This is a genomic window from Shinella sp. CPCC 101442 (assembly GCF_024704725.1).
Lineage (GTDB): Bacteria > Pseudomonadota > Alphaproteobacteria > Rhizobiales > Rhizobiaceae > Shinella.
This window is the reverse complement of the sequence record NZ_JALIQS010000002.1, coordinates 229,739-245,803: the sequence shown is the minus strand read 5'-3', so window position 1 is coordinate 245,803 and position 16,065 is coordinate 229,739. Positions and strand designations below refer to the sequence as shown.

The window sequence follows — 16,065 nt, the reverse complement described above, 5'->3', positions numbered from 1 at the left end:
TCAGGCGCTCCTTGTGTTCTTGCTGTTCAGCTTGGCGACGTCGAGGGTGACGGGCTGCTGGGCTTCATGCGGATGGTTCGAGCCGGCGTAGACGCGCAGGTTCTTCATCTGGCGACGGCCGAGCGGGCCGCGCGGAACCATGCGTTCGACAGCCTTCTCGAGAACGCGCTCCGGGAAGCGGCCTTCGATGATCTGGCGAGCCGTACGCTCCTTGATGCCGCCCGGGTAACCGGTGTGCCAGTAGTACGTCTTGTCGGAGTACTTCTTGCCGGTGAACACGACCTTGTCGGCATTGATGACGATGATGTTGTCACCGTCGTCGACGTGGGGCGTGAAGGTGGCCTTGTGCTTGCCGCGCAGGCGGTTTGCAATGAGGGTAGCGAGACGACCAACAACGAGGCCTTCGGCGTCGATGAGGATCCACTTCTTCTCTACCTCGGCGGGCTTCTGTACGAAAGTACCCATGGGAGTAGCTCTTTCTTTAGGGTCCCGAAGCCTTGCGGCCCTGGGCGCTTCTTGTTGCTTGGTTTGGCCCCTTGCGGATGCCAAAAATCGAACGCGGCCCCTGAGGACCGCGATCTGGGGTGGCTTATAAGTGAGACCTGCCGGAGCGTCAAGGGTCGTTATCCCGGCGACGTCAAGAATAATGCAGCAAAAACAATGTGTTGTGCGTGCGGTATTTTAATACCACAAATTATCGCGGCGGAATCGAGTAGGTGGCCGTCGCATGCGCCACCAGATCTGTGCGGTCCTCACCGGAAATGGAGGCTTCCACCACGGCGAGCCGTTTGCCGAGCTTGAGGATCCTGCAGTCGCAGAAGAGCGGGCCGGGCTCGGGTTTGCGCAGGAAATTGATGTTGAGATTGGTGGTGACGGCAAGCGCCACCGGGCCGATGTGGGCAAGCACCGCACACCACGCGCCGACATCGGCGAGCGCGAAGAGGGTGGGGCCGGAAATCGTGCCGCCGGGGCGCAGGTGCCGCTCATTGGGTTCCAGCCGCATCGTGATCGCGCCGGCCCTGACGGCTATCACGTCGAACACCTTCCCGTCCGTGTGAAGCTGCGGAAAGTCGGCTTCGAGGAAGCGGTTCAGTGCCTCCGGGTCCATGATCGGCGTCAGTTTCATCGCATGCATCTCCTGTCGCCCGTTTACAGACCGATTTTCCCGAAGCCGCAAGCCCTCTGAAAGTCTATGCCGGCACGCTTGAAACGATCTGCCGGCAGGCGTAGGACCGCAGGCGAAACAAGGATGGAGGCGGTCATGGCTGACGTGGTGGAGTTCCGAAAAGAAGGAGCGGGCGGTCTGGTGCGGGTAGAGAGATTCGAACCTGTCCTGCGGATCACGTTGAGCAATCCGCCGGCCAATGCGCTTTCCATCGCCACCATGGAAGCGTTGGGCGATGCGCTCGACGCCGTTGCTGTTGATGACGCCATCCGTATCGTCGTGCTTTCCTCCACCGGGAAAGTTTTTTCCGCCGGCCACGACCTCAAGGAAATGACGGCACATCGTGGGGATGCCGATGGCGGCCGCGCTTTCTTCGAGAAGACGATGCGCATGGCGGCGGATATCATGCTGAAGATCCAAGCCCTGCCGCAGCCCGTCGTCGCCGAGATCGACGGTCTTGCCACGGCCGCCGGCTGCCAGCTCGTCGCAAGCTGCGACCTCGCCATCTGCACCGATACCTCGACTTTCTGCACGCCGGGCGTCAATATCGGCCTGTTCTGCTCCACGCCGATGGTCGCCGTCGTCAGGGCCGCGCATCCCAAGCAGGCGATGGAAATGCTGCTGACCGGAGAAACCATCGACGCCTCCACCGCCAAGGATTTCGGCCTCATCAACCGCATCGTACCGCAGCAATATCTGCGCCAGGTCGTCGACAAATACGCCGCGGTCATCGCTGCGAAGTCACCGCAGGCCCTGCGCATCGGCAAGGCCGCCATCCGCGCCCAGGCCGGCCTGCCGATAGCGAATGCCTACGACGTCGCTATCACGACGATGGTGGAGAACATGCTGATGGATGATGCGAAGGAAGGCATAGGTGCGTTTTTGAGCAAACGCATGCCGGAGTGGGATCGCAAATAGCTTACGCCAGCTTCAGCACCAGCACGCCACAGGCAATGACCGCCCCCGCGATATAGCGCCAGATGCTTGCCTTTTCTTTCAGGATGAAAACCGAGATGAGCAGCGCGAACAGGATGGCGGTTTCGCGCAAGGCGGCGACGGTTGCGACCGGGGCCTTGGTCATCGCCCAGAGCGCGAGGCCGTAGGAGGTGATGGAGCCGGCGCCGCCAAAGAGGCCGCGCGCCCAGTTGCGGCGCACGTGGGTCCAGACCGTGGTGGTCCCACGACGATAGATTGCCCAGGCAAACAACAGCACAGGCGGCAGCAACGCCATCCAGAGCGTGTAGGAGACCGCGTTGCCGGAGGCGCGCGCCCCCGCACCGTCCACAAAGGTGTAGGTCGCAATCACGATGGCGTTCGCCAGAGCCAGCAGGATGGCGTGCCGGCCGCCATGGCGCGACTCGAAGGCGAGCGTCAGCACGCCGGCCGATATGACGAGCACGCCCGCCATCGCCGTCATCGTCAGGTGTTCGCCGAGCACCACGCCGCTCGTCATCGCGACGAGGAGGGGGGCGACGCCACGCATCAGGGGGTAGACGAGCCCGATGTCGCCCGCTCGATAGGCACCGGCGACCAGCTGGAAATAGGCAAATTGCAGGAAGGCCGATACGAAGATGAACGGCCACGCCTCCGGCTTGGGAAGTGGCACGAAGGGCAGGAAGAACAGGCCGACGGCACCGGCGCCCAACGCCACCATCGCCGCATCGAGCGACTTGTCCGTGCCGGCCTTGACGATGGCATTCCAGGTCGCATGCAGAGCCGCGCCGAAAAGCACGAGAAAGAGAACGTCTAAAGGCAATCTGGGACCTCGGAGGGGCAGGCAGGCGGGACGGGGAGCAACGCCTTCATCTGCCCAAAAACGCCGATTTGCAATCGGCATTTTCAGTGAACGTCGCCGTGGAGGATGGCGAAAGCGTGAAAGATGACCCGTACTGGTACAATTCACGGTCCGCAGCGGCCAAAAGCGCCATCGTCTTGTTTAAGGTTCTGCCGGTAGACTGCGCAGCTGGAAGAGAAGTGAGAGACGGTCGCAAATGCCGCAGGAGGCTGTGATGAACCACGATCGCTATCCCGACAGCTACATCCGCACGATCCTGTCGTCCGTGCACACGATCGCCGTGCTTGGCGCCTCGCCGAACGACGGGCGGCCGAGCCATGGCGTGATGGGATTCCTGCTCGGCAAGGGCTACCGCGTCATCCCGGTCAATCCGGGCCATGCCGGCAAGACCATCCTCGGCCAGACCGTTTATGCGCATCTCGCCGATATCCCTGTCGCCATCGATATGGTCGATGTTTTCCGGGCGGCGAACCAGTTCGCATCCGTCGTCGACGAGGTTCTGGCGATGAGGCCGATGCCGAAGGTTCTCTGGGGGCAGTTTTCCGTGCGCGACGATGCGGCGGCTGCCCGGGCGGAAGCGGCCGGTATCCAGGTCGTCATGGATCGCTGCCCGGTGACGGAGTATCCGGTGCTGATGCTGAAAGCTTCCTGACGACTGTCAAATATTGACTTAACGCGACGTTACCCCAATTCTCCGCTGAGAAACGGGACAACGTCATGAATCACGATTCCTACCCGGACTATTATATTGCCGATATCCTGCGATCGACGAAGATCATCGCGCTCGTGGGTGCGTCGCCGAACCCGGAGCGACCCAGCCACCGGGTCATGGCCTTCCTGTTGCGCAAGGGGTATCGCGTCATCCCGGTCAATCCGGGCCAGGCCGGGAAGGAAATCCTCGGCCAGCCCGTCGTCGCGCGGCTTGCCGATATTGTCGAGCCGATCGACATGATCGATGTTTTCCGCGCGGCCGATGCGCTGCCGGATCTGGTGGACGAAGTTTTGGCGCTTTCTCCGCTGCCGAAGGCGATCTGGGGCCAGCTTTCCGTGCGTCACGACGAGGCGGCTGCGAAGGCGGAGGCATCAGGCATCAAGGTGGTGATGGATCGCTGCCCCGCCATCGAATATCCGCGCCTGGTCGCCTGAACATTTTCGGGTGCGCAAAGCGCTTTGTCGCACCCGTCCCTTCAAGGAAAATCTTTCTTTGACCGGCCCATAACTCTCTGAAATAGTGCCCGAACTTCAGACAGGGAGGGCATTTCATGACGAAGAACAAACCAGGATTTTCCACGCTCGCCATTCACGCCGGCGCCCAGCCGGACCCGACGACCGGCGCGCGCACGACGCCGATCTACCAGACGACCAGCTTCGTCTTCAACGATACGGACCATGCCGCCTCGCTGTTCGGCCTGCAGGCCTTCGGCAATATCTACACCCGCATCATGAACCCGACTCAGGCCGTGCTCGAAGAGCGCGTGGCAGCTCTGGAAGGTGGTACGGCGGCGCTCGCCGTCGCGTCGGGCCATGCCGCCCAGTTGCTTGTCTTCCACACGATCATGCGTCCGGGCGACAATTTCATCGCCGCGCGCCGGCTCTATGGCGGCTCGATCAACCAGTTCGGCCATGCCTTCAAGAGCTTCGACTGGCATGTGCGCTGGGCCGACACCGGCGACCTCGCGACCTTCGAAAGCCAGATCGACGACAAGACCAAGGCGATCTTCATCGAGAGCCTGGCGAACCCCGGCGGCACCTTCGTCGATATCGCCGGCATCGCGGAGGTGGCACACCGCCACGGCCTGCCGCTTATCGTCGACAACACGATGGCCACACCCTATCTCCTGCGCCCGCTGGAACACGGCGCCGACATCGTCATTCACTCGCTCACGAAATTCATGGGCGGCCATGGCAATTCCATGGGCGGCGTCATCGTCGACGGTGGCACCTTCGACTGGACGGCATCCGGCAAGTATCCGGCACTCTCGGAACCGCGCCCGGAATATGCCGGCATGGTGCTGCATGCGACCTTCGGCAACTTCGCCTTCGCGATTGCCTGCCGGGTCCTGGGTCTGCGTGATTTCGGCCCCGCCATCTCGCCGTTCAACGCCTTCCAGATCCTCACCGGCATCGAGACGCTGCCGCTCAGGATGCAGCGTCACTGCGACAATGCGCTCGCCGTCGCCAAGTGGCTGAAGACCAACGACAAGATCGCCTGGGTCAACTATGCCGGCCTCGAAGACGATCCGAACTATGCCTTGCAGCAGCGCTATTCCCCGAAGGGCGCCGGCGCCGTCTTCACCTTCGGCCTGAAGGGGGGCTACGAGTCCGGAAAACGCTTCGTTGAAGGGCTGGAAATGCTCTCGCACCTCGCCAATATCGGCGACACGCGCTCGCTGGTCATCCATCCGGCCTCCACCACGCATCGCCAGCTCTCCGAGGAGCAGCAGATCGCCGCCGGTGCGGGGCCCGATGTCGTGCGCCTGTCGATCGGCATCGAGGATGTCGCCGATATCATCGCCGATATCGAGCAGGCGCTCGCCAAGGCCTGATGCCATACGGGCGGCCTGCAGGCCGCCCGTTTCATTTTCAGCAAGTGGATAGACACATGAGCAATATCCAAGCCTTCGACATATCGGGCGTCACGCCTGAAGAGGGCCGTCCGGCCGAAGACAGGCTGATCGCCGGCGACCCGGTCTTCACCACCTGGAATATCGAGGAAGCCGACGGCGGCATCTATGCCGGCATCTGGCAGTCGACGCCGGGCAAGTGGCGTATCCAGTACGATGAGTGGGAGTATTTCCACATCCTCGAGGGCCACTCGATCGTCGTTTCGGAAGATGGCGAGACCACCCACCTGAAAGCCGGCGACCGCCTGATCCTGAGACCCGGCTTCAAGGGAACCTGGGAAGTCGTTGAAACGACTCGTAAGGATTACGTCATCCGCGTCTAGGGTTTCGCGCGGCAGGTCTTTGTCACACGTCTGGCAGCGCGTGAGGCGCCCAGACATGTGGAGGCGTCATGATGCTGCTCGCAATGGGAAAAAATTGGCCAAGACCGTTGCGCCGCCGAGCGTCGCGGCGAGCGAGAAGCATAGGACGCCGTAGGTGTCGAAAGGCCGCGTCAGTCGCAATCTGCTGCGCCCCGAATGCGCTTGATAGAGCAGGAAGCCGGTCAAGGAAACCAGGACGATGGTGACGCCGACGTGTGGCTGATAGGTGAAGAAGCCAAAACGACCGAGCACGGTCAGGGGCACGGGAACGCCGATGGCGAAGCCCAGCAGCATGGTGCCGACACGGGATGGCTCTGTGCCGGACGACGGCAAGAAAAAGCGCAACGCGCCGCCGATCAATGACGTCAGAACAACCAGGCAAAGGTATTGCAAAGGAAGGCCCTGTGCCAAACTGCCTTCGCCCATGGATGTCGTGAACAAAATCCAAAGCGCGACGCTGGCGGCCACGAGCGCCGGGAAGGTCCATTCATCGCCACGCGACCTCAGAAACCCGGAGGCGAGCGTGGCGATGGGGACGAACAGATAGACTGCGACGAAGACGGCACCGATGATAATGATATTGTCGCCGTGTGCCATTCAGCGTCTCACCATTCGAGTTCCAGCGCCTCCAACCCATGGAAGTGATAGACATCCTTCACCACGGGCTTTTTCGCGATCCTGAGACCCGGCAGGCGCTGGAAGAGGATCGGCAGCGCGATGTTGAGTTCCAGCCGCGCCAGCGGTGCGCCGATGCAGAAATGGATGCCGGCGCCGAAGGAGAGATTGGCGCCCTCGTTGCGGTCGGGCTTGAAGGTCAGCGGATCGGCGAATTTCTTCGGGTCGAGATTGGCGGCGGCGAGGATCATCGCCACCTTGTCGCCGCGGCGGAACTGGATGCCGTCGAGTTCGACGTCTTCCAGAGCGAAACGGTCGAAGATGTGAACCGGAGCGGAGATGCGCAGGCACTCCTCCACGGTGCGCTCCGTCGCCTTCTCGTCGGCAAAGAGCACGGTCGGGTCGGCGTTGTTTTCCAGGATGGTGCGTACGGCGTTGCCGATCTGGTGCACCGTCGCCTCGTGTCCGGCATTGAGCAGCACGATGGTCGTTGAGATCAGCTCGTCCTCGGTCAGGAGCTGGCCGCGATGTTCCGTGTGCACCATGTGGGAGAGCAAATCGTCGCGCGGCTCTGCCCGGCGCTCGGCGATGACGCCGCGCACGTAATCGGAAAATTCCTGCGCGGCCTTGTCGGCATTCCGTTCGTCCTGCTCGGTGCGGCCGAACATGTACATGCGCACATAGGAATGCGACCATTTCAGCAGTTGCGGTCCCATCTCGTCCGGGATGCCGATCATGCGGGCGATCATCGTCACCGGCAGGATGTCGGCGAAGGCGGCGAGCAGCTCGACCTTGCCATCCTTTTCGAAACGGTCGATCGCCTCATGGCAGAGCGTGGCGATTTCCGGCGTCAGCTTCTCGATGATGCGCGAGACGAAGGCGCGATTGACGAGGGTGCGCAGTCGCGTGTGCTCCGGCGGTTCCAGTTCCAGCAGCGACCAGGCCTCGGCGGCATCGAAGTGTTTCAGGTGCGCCTGCGGCTCGGGCATGCCGAGCTCTTCGCGCGTCGCGACATGCAGGATCTGCCGGCCGAAGCGGCGGTCGCGCAGGAGGCCGTTCACATGGTCGTAGCCGGTGAAATACCACATCTTCTGCTCTTCCCACCAGAAGGTGGGACAGTGCGCATGCAGCGCCGCGTAGACCGGGTTCGGATCGCGGTAGAAATCGGGATTGCGGCCGTCGAGCGAAACACGGCGGCTGGCGGGATCGATGGAGAGGAAGGGGAGATGTGTCGTCGTCATGATGTCCATGACCTAGCGGATTTCGCAGCGCCTTGAAAGCGCGACGATACCTTGGTCAACAGCCCTCTCACTTGCCGAGCGCCACACCTTCCCGTCGGGGATCGGCGGCGCCCTTGAGGCCGTCCGCGTTGAGTTCGATGGCATGAAGGCCAGAATTCATGTCGCTGGACTTCACCTCGTAGCCGAGCGCCTTCAGCGGTTCGGCAAGCTTTTCCGCATCGGTGCCGGCTTCGAGGTCGTAGGTGCCGAAGCGGTTGATGAGGTGGGGCATGGCGACCATCTCGCCGACATCCATGCCCCAGTCGACATAGGCGATGAGGGCCTGCGCGACATAGCCGATGATCTGGCTGCCGCCGGGTGAGCCGATGGCGAGAAGCGGCTTGCCGTCCTTCATCACGATGGTCGGCGACATGGAGGAGCGGGGGCGCTTTCCGGGCTCGACGCGGTTGGCGACGGGCATGCCCTCGTCGTGGGTCTTGAAGGAGAAGTCGGTCAGCTCGTTGTTGAGCAGGAAGCCGTTGGTCATCAGCCGCGAGCCGAAACCGTTCTCGATGGTCGTCGTCATGGAGACGACGTTGCCGGATTTGTCGACGATGACGAAATGGCTGGTGGAGGGGAGTTCGAGCGCGGCGTCGCGGCCGAAATTGAAAGCGTGGTCCCATTCCGGCTTGCCCGCGCTCACGGCATCGTCGCCGAGCGCCTTGTCGCCGTCGAGCAGCTTTGCGCGCTCACCCAGATAGGTCTTGTCGAGGAGGCCCTTGATCGGGGCGGGCACGAAGTCCGTGTCGGCGAGATAGCGTTCACGGTCGGCGAAGGCGAGGCGCTGGGCGTCGCCGATCAGCCGCCAGCTCTCGGGATTGTCCTTGCCGAGCGCCTTCAAGTCGAAATTTTCCAGGAGGCCGAGCATCTGGCCGACGGCGACGGCGCCGGAGGAGGGCGGTCCCATGCCGCAGACATCGAGTGCGCGATAGCTGACGCAGACGGGCCGCCGTTCCTTCACCTGATAGTTGGCGAGGTCGGCAAGCGACAGCACGCCGGAATTCTTGCCCGACATGCGCACCGTATCGACGATCGCTTCGGCGATGGGGCCGCTATAGAAGGCGGAGGCACCGTCCCTGGCGATGGCTGCAAGCGTTTCGGCATAGGCCGGGTTCTTGAGGATGCTGCCGGCCGTCAGCGGGGCGCCGTCCGCGCCGAAGAAATAGGACGCCGTCGCCTCGAAGCTCTTGAGCTTGTCGCCCTCCGCTGCAATCAGCTTGGCAAGGCGCGGGGAAACGGCGAACCCGTCCTGCGCCAGTTTTTCAGCGGGTGAAAAAAGGTCCTTCCAGTCTTTGCGGCCCCAGCGCTTGTGCGCCTCCTGCATCAGCATGACGGTGCCGGGCGTGCCCACCGAGCGGCCCCCGACGACGGCGTCGAAGAACTGCATCGGTTCGCCCTTGTCGTCGAGAAAGAGTTTTGGCGTGGCGTCGTCCGGCGCCGTCTCGCGGCCGTCGAGCGTGAAGAGACGCTTCGCTTCGGCGTCGTAGTAGACGAGGAAGGCGCCACCGCCGAGGCCGGAGGATTGCGGCTCGACGAGGCCGAGGACCGTCTGCACTGTTATCATCGCATCGATCGCGCTGCCGCCGTCGGCCAGAACCTTCTCGCCGGCCTCGGCCGCCAGCGGATGCGCGGCGGCGACCATATGCTCCCTGGCGGCCGCGATCTTCGCCGCGGCAAGGCCGGTCGCGCGTTCCGGCGACACGGTGTCGGAGGCTTGCTGGGCAGGGGCCGCCGTCGATATGAGAAAGAGAAGCCCGAGGGCGACGAGGGATCGTTTCATGGTGATTGCCTCCGCTGGGAGGCATATAGTGCGGGCAATCGCGAAGGGGAGGCAAGACGGGCCGCGGAATTCATGCTTTCTTCACCCTGAAAGCGCTTGCCTTGTGGAAATCGTCGCCCGACGTTGCGTGAGTTAACCGCATTCACGCATACAGCGCCGCAAAACATGGCGCCGTCTTGAAGTCCGATACCCAGACACTCTATGTAGGGAGGACGAAACTTGCTGATTCCCAACGCTTGGCGAGGGTTTCAGGGCACTTGAGATGAAGGATCGATATGAGAAATCCCGTAGATACCGCCATGGCTCTGGTGCCGATGGTCGTCGAGCAGACCAACCGCGGCGAGCGTTCCTACGACATCTATTCGCGTCTCCTCAAGGAGCGCATCATCTTCCTCACCGGTCCGGTGGAAGATCACATCGCAACGCTCGTCTGCGCGCAGCTTCTCTTCCTCGAGGCCGAAAACCCGAAGAAGGAAATCGCGCTTTACATCAATTCGCCGGGTGGCGTCGTGACCTCCGGCATGGCGATCTATGACACGATGCAGTTCATCAAGCCTGCCGTGTCGACGCTCTGCATCGGCCAGGCCGCCTCGATGGGCTCGCTGCTGCTGGCCGCCGGCCACAAGGACATGCGCTTCGCCACGCCGAACGCCCGCATCATGGTTCATCAGCCTTCGGGCGGTTTCCAGGGCCAGGCGTCCGATATCGAGCGTCACGCCAGGGACATCCTCAAGATGAAGCGCAAGCTGAACGAGGTCTATGTCAAGCATTGCGGCCGCACCTATGAGGAAGTCGAGCAGACGCTCGACCGCGACCATTTCATGAGCGCCGACGAGGCGAAGGACTGGGGTCTGATCGACCGCGTCATCACCAGCCGCGAGGCGCTTGAAGGACCGGACGCGGCGTAACCCGCGTTCGACGCTACGGGGCCGGATGACGCTCGACGAGTACAACGCCTTTTGCGCTTCGCTCCCGGCCACGACCCATGTCGTGCAATGGGGCGGGGCGCATGTCTGGAAGGTCGGCGACAAGGTTTTCGCCATCGCCGGCTGGAGCGAGGCGGATGGGCTCGGGGTCACGTTCAAGGTGTCGGAGCTCGCCTACGACATTCTGCGCGAGCAGCCCGGATGCCGCCCGGCGCCCTATCTCGCTTCGCGCGGGATGAAGTGGATCCAGCGGCAAACGGGCGAATCAGTTGATGATGCGGCCTTGTGTGACTATCTAAGAGAAAGCCACGGTCTGGTGGCGGCGAAGTTGACGCGCAAGGCCCGTGCCGATCTTGGCCTAAGGGACGGATGAAGGCAATCGCGCGATTTGTAATGATCGCGGGGCTTTATCCCGGCCATAAAGCCGGTAATATTGGCCGTTAATGCTATGTTGATTTGTGACGGCTTAGCATTCGGTGTTTAAACGGGGAATGCGTTGCAACCGGTTCAAGGGCGTCGCCCGGGCCGGTCAGTACCCCTGGAGCCTTTGAAAGATGCCGAGCGCGTCCGACAAGGGTGGTTTGAGTGGTCCGGCCATCTTCTCCGAGAGATGAACGGCGTGCTGGAAGGAAAGTGATATGAGCAAGGTCAGCGGCAGCAACGGCGGCGACTCCAAGAATACCCTTTACTGCTCCTTCTGCGGCAAGAGCCAGCACGAGGTCCGCAAGCTGATTGCCGGACCGACCGTGTTCATCTGCGATGAATGCGTCGAATTGTGCATGGACATCATCCGCGAGGAGAACAAGACCTCGATGGTGAAATCCCGTGACGGCGTTCCGACGCCCCAGGATATCATCAAGGTCCTCGACGAATATGTCATCGGCCAGCAGCAGGCCAAGCGCATCCTGTCGGTCGCGGTGCACAACCACTACAAACGCCTGGCGCATGCCGCCAAGGGTTCGGATGTGGAACTGGCGAAGTCGAACATCATGCTGGTCGGCCCGACGGGCTGCGGCAAGACCTATCTCGCCCAGACACTCGCCCGCATCATCGACGTGCCCTTCACGATGGCTGACGCGACGACGCTCACCGAAGCCGGTTACGTCGGTGAAGACGTCGAGAACATCATCCTGAAGCTTCTTCAGGCCGCCGACTACAATGTCGAGCGCGCGCAGCGCGGCATCGTCTATATCGACGAAGTCGACAAGATCTCGCGCAAGTCCGACAATCCGTCCATCACCCGCGACGTGTCGGGCGAGGGCGTGCAGCAGGCGCTTCTGAAGATCATGGAAGGCACGGTCGCTTCGGTTCCGCCGCAGGGTGGCCGCAAGCATCCGCAGCAGGAATTTCTGCAGGTCGATACGACGAACATCCTGTTCATCTGCGGCGGCGCCTTTGCCGGTCTCGACAAGATCATCTCCGCTCGCGGCGAAAAGACCTCGATCGGTTTCGGCGCGCAGGTTCGCTCGCCGGAAGATCGCCGCGTCGGCGAAGTCCTGCGCGAACTGGAGCCGGAAGACCTGGTCAAGTTCGGTCTCATCCCGGAATTCATCGGCCGTCTGCCTGTTCTGGCGACGCTGGAAGACCTCGACGAGGATGCGCTGATCCAGATCCTGTCGGAGCCGAAAAACGCGCTGATCAAGCAGTACCAGCGCCTGTTCGAGATGGAAGACGTGGAGCTGACCTTCCACGAGGACGCGCTGCGCGAGATCGCCAAGCGTGCGATCATCCGCAAGACCGGCGCACGCGGCCTGCGCTCGATCATGGAGAAGATCCTGCTCGACACGATGTTCGAGCTGCCGACGCTGGAAGGCGTTCGCGAGGTCGTCATCTCCGACGAGGTGGTCCGGGGTTCGGCCCGTCCGCTTTACATCTACTCGGAGCGCTCCGAGGAGAAGGCCAACGTTTCGGCCTGATCGTCCCAAACCGTTCAGGAAGGACCCGCCGCTGGCGGGTCTTTTCGTTTGAGGCGTCTGGAGCTTGTCAGGGAAAAGTGGGAACCGGTTTTCCCGAAAAGACAAACGAAAACAAAAGAAGCTCGAATATGTCCGGTTCGATCTGGACCGGACATATTCTCGTGACATTTCGTGACTGGTCGCCTTGGCTTGGAAAAGTCATGATGATGAACCTTCCACTGCTTCGACAAGGCGTTGCGAAACGTTATCAGTCAGGCGAAGATGGAAGACTTCGATTCTGTGTCTCGCGTATGCTTCGGCTCTCTTGCCGGAGGAAGGCCGCAAGTTCCGCGACAGCGCGGAAGACTAGACTTCCTGTCGTTGGTTCGTCTTGTTCGCAGTGGAGTGGGGCACTCCGCAACCGGGCTTGAAAATGTGTCAACCGCACGCCACTTGTGGATGGAAAAGATCGCCGGCCCGGTGTCCCCAAACGCCGACAGGACCGGTTCCCGGAAACGGGACGTTTGAAAGGAAATGACATGACGAAGAAGACGTCTGCGCCGCACGATTCCACGGCCTTCCCGGTCCTGCCCCTGCGCGACATCGTGGTGTTCCCGCACATGATCGTACCGCTGTTCGTCGGTCGCGAAAAGTCGATCCGCGCGCTGGAAGAGGTTATGGGCACCGACAAGCAGATCATGCTTGCCACCCAGATCAACGCTTCCGACGACGATCCGGAGACCGACGCCATCTACCGCATCGGCACTGTCGCCAACGTTCTTCAGCTGCTGAAGCTGCCCGACGGCACCGTGAAGGTTCTGGTCGAGGGTCGCGCCCGTGCCGAGATCGACGGTTACACCGATCGCGAAGAATTCTACGAGGCGATGGCTCATGTGCTGGCCGAGCCGGAGGAAGACCCGGTCGAGATCGAAGCGCTGTCGCGTTCGGTCGTCTCCGAGTTCGAGAATTACGTAAAGCTCAACAAGAAGATTTCGCCCGAAGTCGTCGGTGCCGCAAGCCAGATCGAGGACTACTCGAAGCTTGCCGACACGGTCGCCTCGCACCTCTCCATCAAGATTGTCGAAAAGCAGGAAATGCTTGAGACGACCAGCGTCAAGCTGCGCCTGGAAAAGGCGCTCGGCTTCATGGAAGGCGAGATCTCGGTTCTGCAGGTCGAAAAGCGTATCCGCTCGCGTGTGAAGCGCCAGATGGAGAAGACCCAGCGCGAATACTACCTCAATGAGCAGATGAAGGCGATCCAGAAGGAACTCGGCGACGGCGAGGACGGCCGTGACGAGATGGCCGAACTGGAAGACAAGATCGCCAAGGTCAAGCTTTCGAAGGAAGCCCGCGAAAAGGCGGATGCGGAACTGAAGAAGTTGCGCCAGATGAGCCCGATGTCGGCGGAAGCCACCGTCGTGCGCAACTATCTCGACTGGCTGACGGGTATCCCGTGGAGCAAGAAGTCGAAGATCAAGACCGATCTCAACGCCGCGGAAAAGGTTCTCGACGAGGACCATTTCGGCCTCGACAAGGTCAAGGAGCGCATCGTCGAATATCTTGCCGTGCAGGCCCGCTCGACCAAGATTAAGGGCCCGATCCTGTGCCTCGTCGGCCCTCCGGGCGTCGGCAAGACCTCGCTCGCCAAGTCGATCGCCAAGGCGACCGGCCGCGAATATATCCGCATGGCGCTCGGCGGCGTTCGTGACGAAGCCGAAATCCGCGGTCACCGCCGCACCTATATCGGCTCGATGCCCGGCAAGGTCATCCAGTCGATGAAGAAGGCGAAGAAGTCCAACCCGCTCTTCCTGCTCGACGAGATCGACAAGATGGGCATGGATTTCCGTGGCGACCCGTCTTCGGCCCTGCTCGAGGTGCTGGATCCGGAACAGAACTCGACCTTCATGGATCACTACCTGGAAGTCGAATACGACCTGTCCAACGTCATGTTCGTGACGACGGCGAACACGCTAAACATTCCGGCGCCCCTGATGGACCGCATGGAAGTGATCCGCATCGCCGGCTACACGGAAGAAGAGAAGCTGGAAATCGCCAAGCGGCACCTGCTGCCCAAGGCGATCCGCGATCACGCGCTGCAGCCGAAGGAGTTCTCGGTCACCGATGGCGCGCTGATGGCGGTCATCCAGCAGTACACCCGCGAGGCGGGCGTGCGTAACTTCGAGCGTGAACTGATGAAGCTCGGCCGCAAGGCGGTTACCGAGATCATCAAGGGCAAGTCGACGAAGGTCGAGGTCACGGCGGACAACATCCACGACTTCCTCGGCGTTCCGCGCTTCCGCCACGGCGAAGCCGAACGCGAGGATCAGGTCGGCGTCGTCACCGGTCTTGCCTGGACGGAAGTCGGCGGCGAACTGCTGACCATCGAGGGCGTGAACCTGCCGGGTGGTAAGGGCCGCATGACGGTCACGGGCAACCTGAAGGACGTGATGAAGGAATCGATTTCGGCAGCGGCGTCCTACGTCCGCTCGCGCGCCGTCGATTTCGGCATCGAGCCGCCGCGCTTTGACAAGACCGACATCCACGTGCACGTGCCGGAAGGCGCGACGCCGAAGGATGGCCCGTCGGCCGGTATCGCCATGGCGACCGCCATCGTCTCCATCATGACCGGTATACCGGTTTCGAAGGATATTGCGATGACGGGCGAAGTGACGCTGCGCGGCCGGGTCCTGCCGATCGGCGGTCTCAAGGAAAAGTTGCTTGCAGCGCTTCGCGGCGGCATCAAGAAGGTGCTGATCCCTGAAGAGAACGCCAAGGACCTGGCGGACATTCCTGACAACGTGAAGAACAGCATGGAGATCGTGCCGGTCTCGCGCATGGGCGAGGTCATCGAGCATGCGCTGCTGCGCAAGCCCGAACCGATCGAATGGGACAGTGCTGCGGCCGAAGCGGCCCGGGTTCCGGCCGTCGAATCGACCGATGACGGCACCGGCGCCATCGCGCACTGAGCCTTAACGCCGGGTGAAATGCCCGGCGTTTTGCCACGAAACAGGAAAAGACCGGCCTAGCGGCCGGTCTTTTTCGTTGAAAATCGTGTGTAAACCCCGGATTCTCAGGGGATTGCGGCGAAATATTCTTGCGAGACGAGGGGCGATGCGTATTCTGCCCCCCGACTTGTATGAGTCGTTTCAAACCGTATGAAAGGGGTGGAAACATGAACAAGAATGAACTCGTATCCGCGGTCGCCGAGAAGTCTGGCCTCTCCAAGACGGACGCAGCATCGGCTGTCGACGCCGTTTTCGAGACGATCCAGGGCGAACTCAAGAACGGTGGCGACGTTCGTCTCGTCGGTTTCGGCAATTTCTCCGTGTCGCGTCGTGAAGCTTCGAAGGGCCGCAACCTTTCGACGGGCGCCGAGATCGAGATCCCGGCTCGCAACGTGCCGAAGTTCTCGGCTGGCAAGGGCCTGAAAGACGCCGTCAACAGCTGATCCCAAGCCAATGCGTGAGCCCCAGGCATTTGAGCCCGGGGTTTGCATTGTGTCGCAGATCTGAAGTTCGGCAGCGTCCCGGACGCGTTTTCGCGACGCGTGGCGCTGCAGGGCAGAGCGGTTACCCACTCCGCCGCAATCCTGAATTTCAGGCTCGGGGTCCGGTTCATCCGGG

Annotated in this window: 16 protein-coding genes; 10 read left to right on the top strand and 6 right to left on the bottom strand. The window is 61.9% G+C overall.

Annotated features, from left to right (window positions below; all coding sequences use genetic code 11):
* Together rplM and MUO32_RS06395 are read right to left on the bottom strand one after the other, a co-directional pair.
* Positions 1–465: a 50S ribosomal protein L13 gene (gene rplM, locus MUO32_RS06400; RefSeq protein ID WP_069059156.1), complete on the bottom strand. Its 465-nt coding sequence runs from the start codon at positions 463–465 to the stop codon at positions 1–3.
* A 229-nt stretch (positions 466–694) separates the two neighbouring features.
* Positions 695–1,126 (bottom strand): PaaI family thioesterase, encoded by a 432-nt coding sequence (locus tag MUO32_RS06395; RefSeq protein WP_257947396.1) that lies wholly within the window; start codon positions 1,124–1,126, stop codon positions 695–697.
* 135 nt (positions 1,127–1,261) lie between these two features.
* Here MUO32_RS06395 and MUO32_RS06390 point away from each other — a divergent pair, with 135 nt between their 5' ends.
* Positions 1,262–2,083 (top strand): enoyl-CoA hydratase, encoded by an 822-nt coding sequence (locus tag MUO32_RS06390; protein WP_257947395.1) that lies wholly within the window; start codon positions 1,262–1,264, stop codon positions 2,081–2,083.
* Between the two features lies 1 nt (position 2,084).
* Here the strand turns inward: MUO32_RS06390 and MUO32_RS06385 are convergent, their stop codons facing one another.
* Positions 2,085–2,921: a DMT family transporter gene (locus tag MUO32_RS06385; RefSeq protein ID WP_257947394.1), complete on the bottom strand. Its 837-nt coding sequence runs from the start codon at positions 2,919–2,921 to the stop codon at positions 2,085–2,087.
* 253 nt (positions 2,922–3,174) lie between these two features.
* Between MUO32_RS06385 and MUO32_RS06380 the strand changes: the two genes are divergently transcribed.
* The 4 genes from MUO32_RS06380 to MUO32_RS06365 all read left to right on the top strand — a co-directional run bounded on the left by MUO32_RS06380 (position 3,175) and on the right by MUO32_RS06365 (position 5,907).
* Positions 3,175–3,612, top strand: a complete 438-nt coding sequence (locus MUO32_RS06380; RefSeq protein ID WP_257947393.1) for a CoA-binding protein — start codon at positions 3,175–3,177, stop codon at positions 3,610–3,612.
* 65 nt (positions 3,613–3,677) lie between these two features.
* Positions 3,678–4,106 (top strand): CoA-binding protein, encoded by a 429-nt coding sequence (locus tag MUO32_RS06375; RefSeq protein WP_257947392.1) that lies wholly within the window; start codon positions 3,678–3,680, stop codon positions 4,104–4,106.
* 116 nt (positions 4,107–4,222) lie between these two features.
* Positions 4,223–5,506, top strand: coding sequence for an O-acetylhomoserine aminocarboxypropyltransferase (locus MUO32_RS06370; protein ID WP_257947391.1), 1,284 nt, complete (start codon positions 4,223–4,225; stop codon positions 5,504–5,506).
* A 56-nt stretch (positions 5,507–5,562) separates the two neighbouring features.
* Positions 5,563–5,907: a cupin domain-containing protein gene (locus MUO32_RS06365; protein ID WP_257947390.1), complete on the top strand. Its 345-nt coding sequence runs from the start codon at positions 5,563–5,565 to the stop codon at positions 5,905–5,907.
* Positions 5,908–5,973: 66 nt separating this feature from the next.
* On the opposite strand, the gene MUO32_RS06360 is transcribed toward MUO32_RS06365, so the two are convergent.
* From MUO32_RS06360 to ggt, 3 genes are all read right to left on the bottom strand, one after another.
* Positions 5,974–6,543: a hypothetical protein gene (locus tag MUO32_RS06360; protein ID WP_257947389.1), complete on the bottom strand. Its 570-nt coding sequence runs from the start codon at positions 6,541–6,543 to the stop codon at positions 5,974–5,976.
* A gap of 8 nt (positions 6,544–6,551) precedes the next feature.
* The gene (locus MUO32_RS06355; RefSeq protein WP_257947388.1) at positions 6,552–7,802 is read right to left on the bottom strand and encodes a cytochrome P450; all 1,251 of its coding nucleotides are present in this window, start codon (positions 7,800–7,802) and stop codon (positions 6,552–6,554) included.
* Between the two features lie 67 nt (positions 7,803–7,869).
* The gene (gene ggt / locus MUO32_RS06350; RefSeq protein ID WP_257947387.1) at positions 7,870–9,621 is read right to left on the bottom strand and encodes a gamma-glutamyltransferase; all 1,752 of its coding nucleotides are present in this window, start codon (positions 9,619–9,621) and stop codon (positions 7,870–7,872) included.
* Between the two features lie 275 nt (positions 9,622–9,896).
* On the opposite strand from ggt, the gene clpP reads away from it, so the two are divergent.
* The 5 genes from clpP to hupB all read left to right on the top strand — a co-directional run bounded on the left by clpP (position 9,897) and on the right by hupB (position 15,890).
* A complete protein-coding gene (gene clpP / locus MUO32_RS06345) occupies positions 9,897–10,529 on the top strand; it encodes an ATP-dependent Clp endopeptidase proteolytic subunit ClpP (RefSeq protein WP_257947386.1) in 633 nt (210 codons plus the stop codon).
* Between the two features lie 25 nt (positions 10,530–10,554).
* Positions 10,555–10,920: an MmcQ/YjbR family DNA-binding protein gene (locus tag MUO32_RS06340; protein ID WP_257947385.1), complete on the top strand. Its 366-nt coding sequence runs from the start codon at positions 10,555–10,557 to the stop codon at positions 10,918–10,920.
* Positions 10,921–11,185: 265 nt separating this feature from the next.
* Positions 11,186–12,463: an ATP-dependent Clp protease ATP-binding subunit ClpX gene (gene clpX / locus MUO32_RS06335; RefSeq protein ID WP_257947384.1), complete on the top strand. Its 1,278-nt coding sequence runs from the start codon at positions 11,186–11,188 to the stop codon at positions 12,461–12,463.
* A gap of 518 nt (positions 12,464–12,981) precedes the next feature.
* Positions 12,982–15,408 carry an endopeptidase La gene (gene lon, locus MUO32_RS06330; RefSeq protein WP_257947383.1) on the top strand — a complete coding sequence of 809 codons (2,427 nt, stop codon included), beginning with the start codon at positions 12,982–12,984 and terminating at the stop codon, positions 15,406–15,408.
* Positions 15,409–15,614: 206 nt separating this feature from the next.
* Positions 15,615–15,890 carry a DNA-binding protein HupB gene (hupB, locus tag MUO32_RS06325; RefSeq protein ID WP_257947382.1) on the top strand — a complete coding sequence of 92 codons (276 nt, stop codon included), beginning with the start codon at positions 15,615–15,617 and terminating at the stop codon, positions 15,888–15,890.
* Positions 15,891–16,065 lie beyond the last annotated feature (175 nt).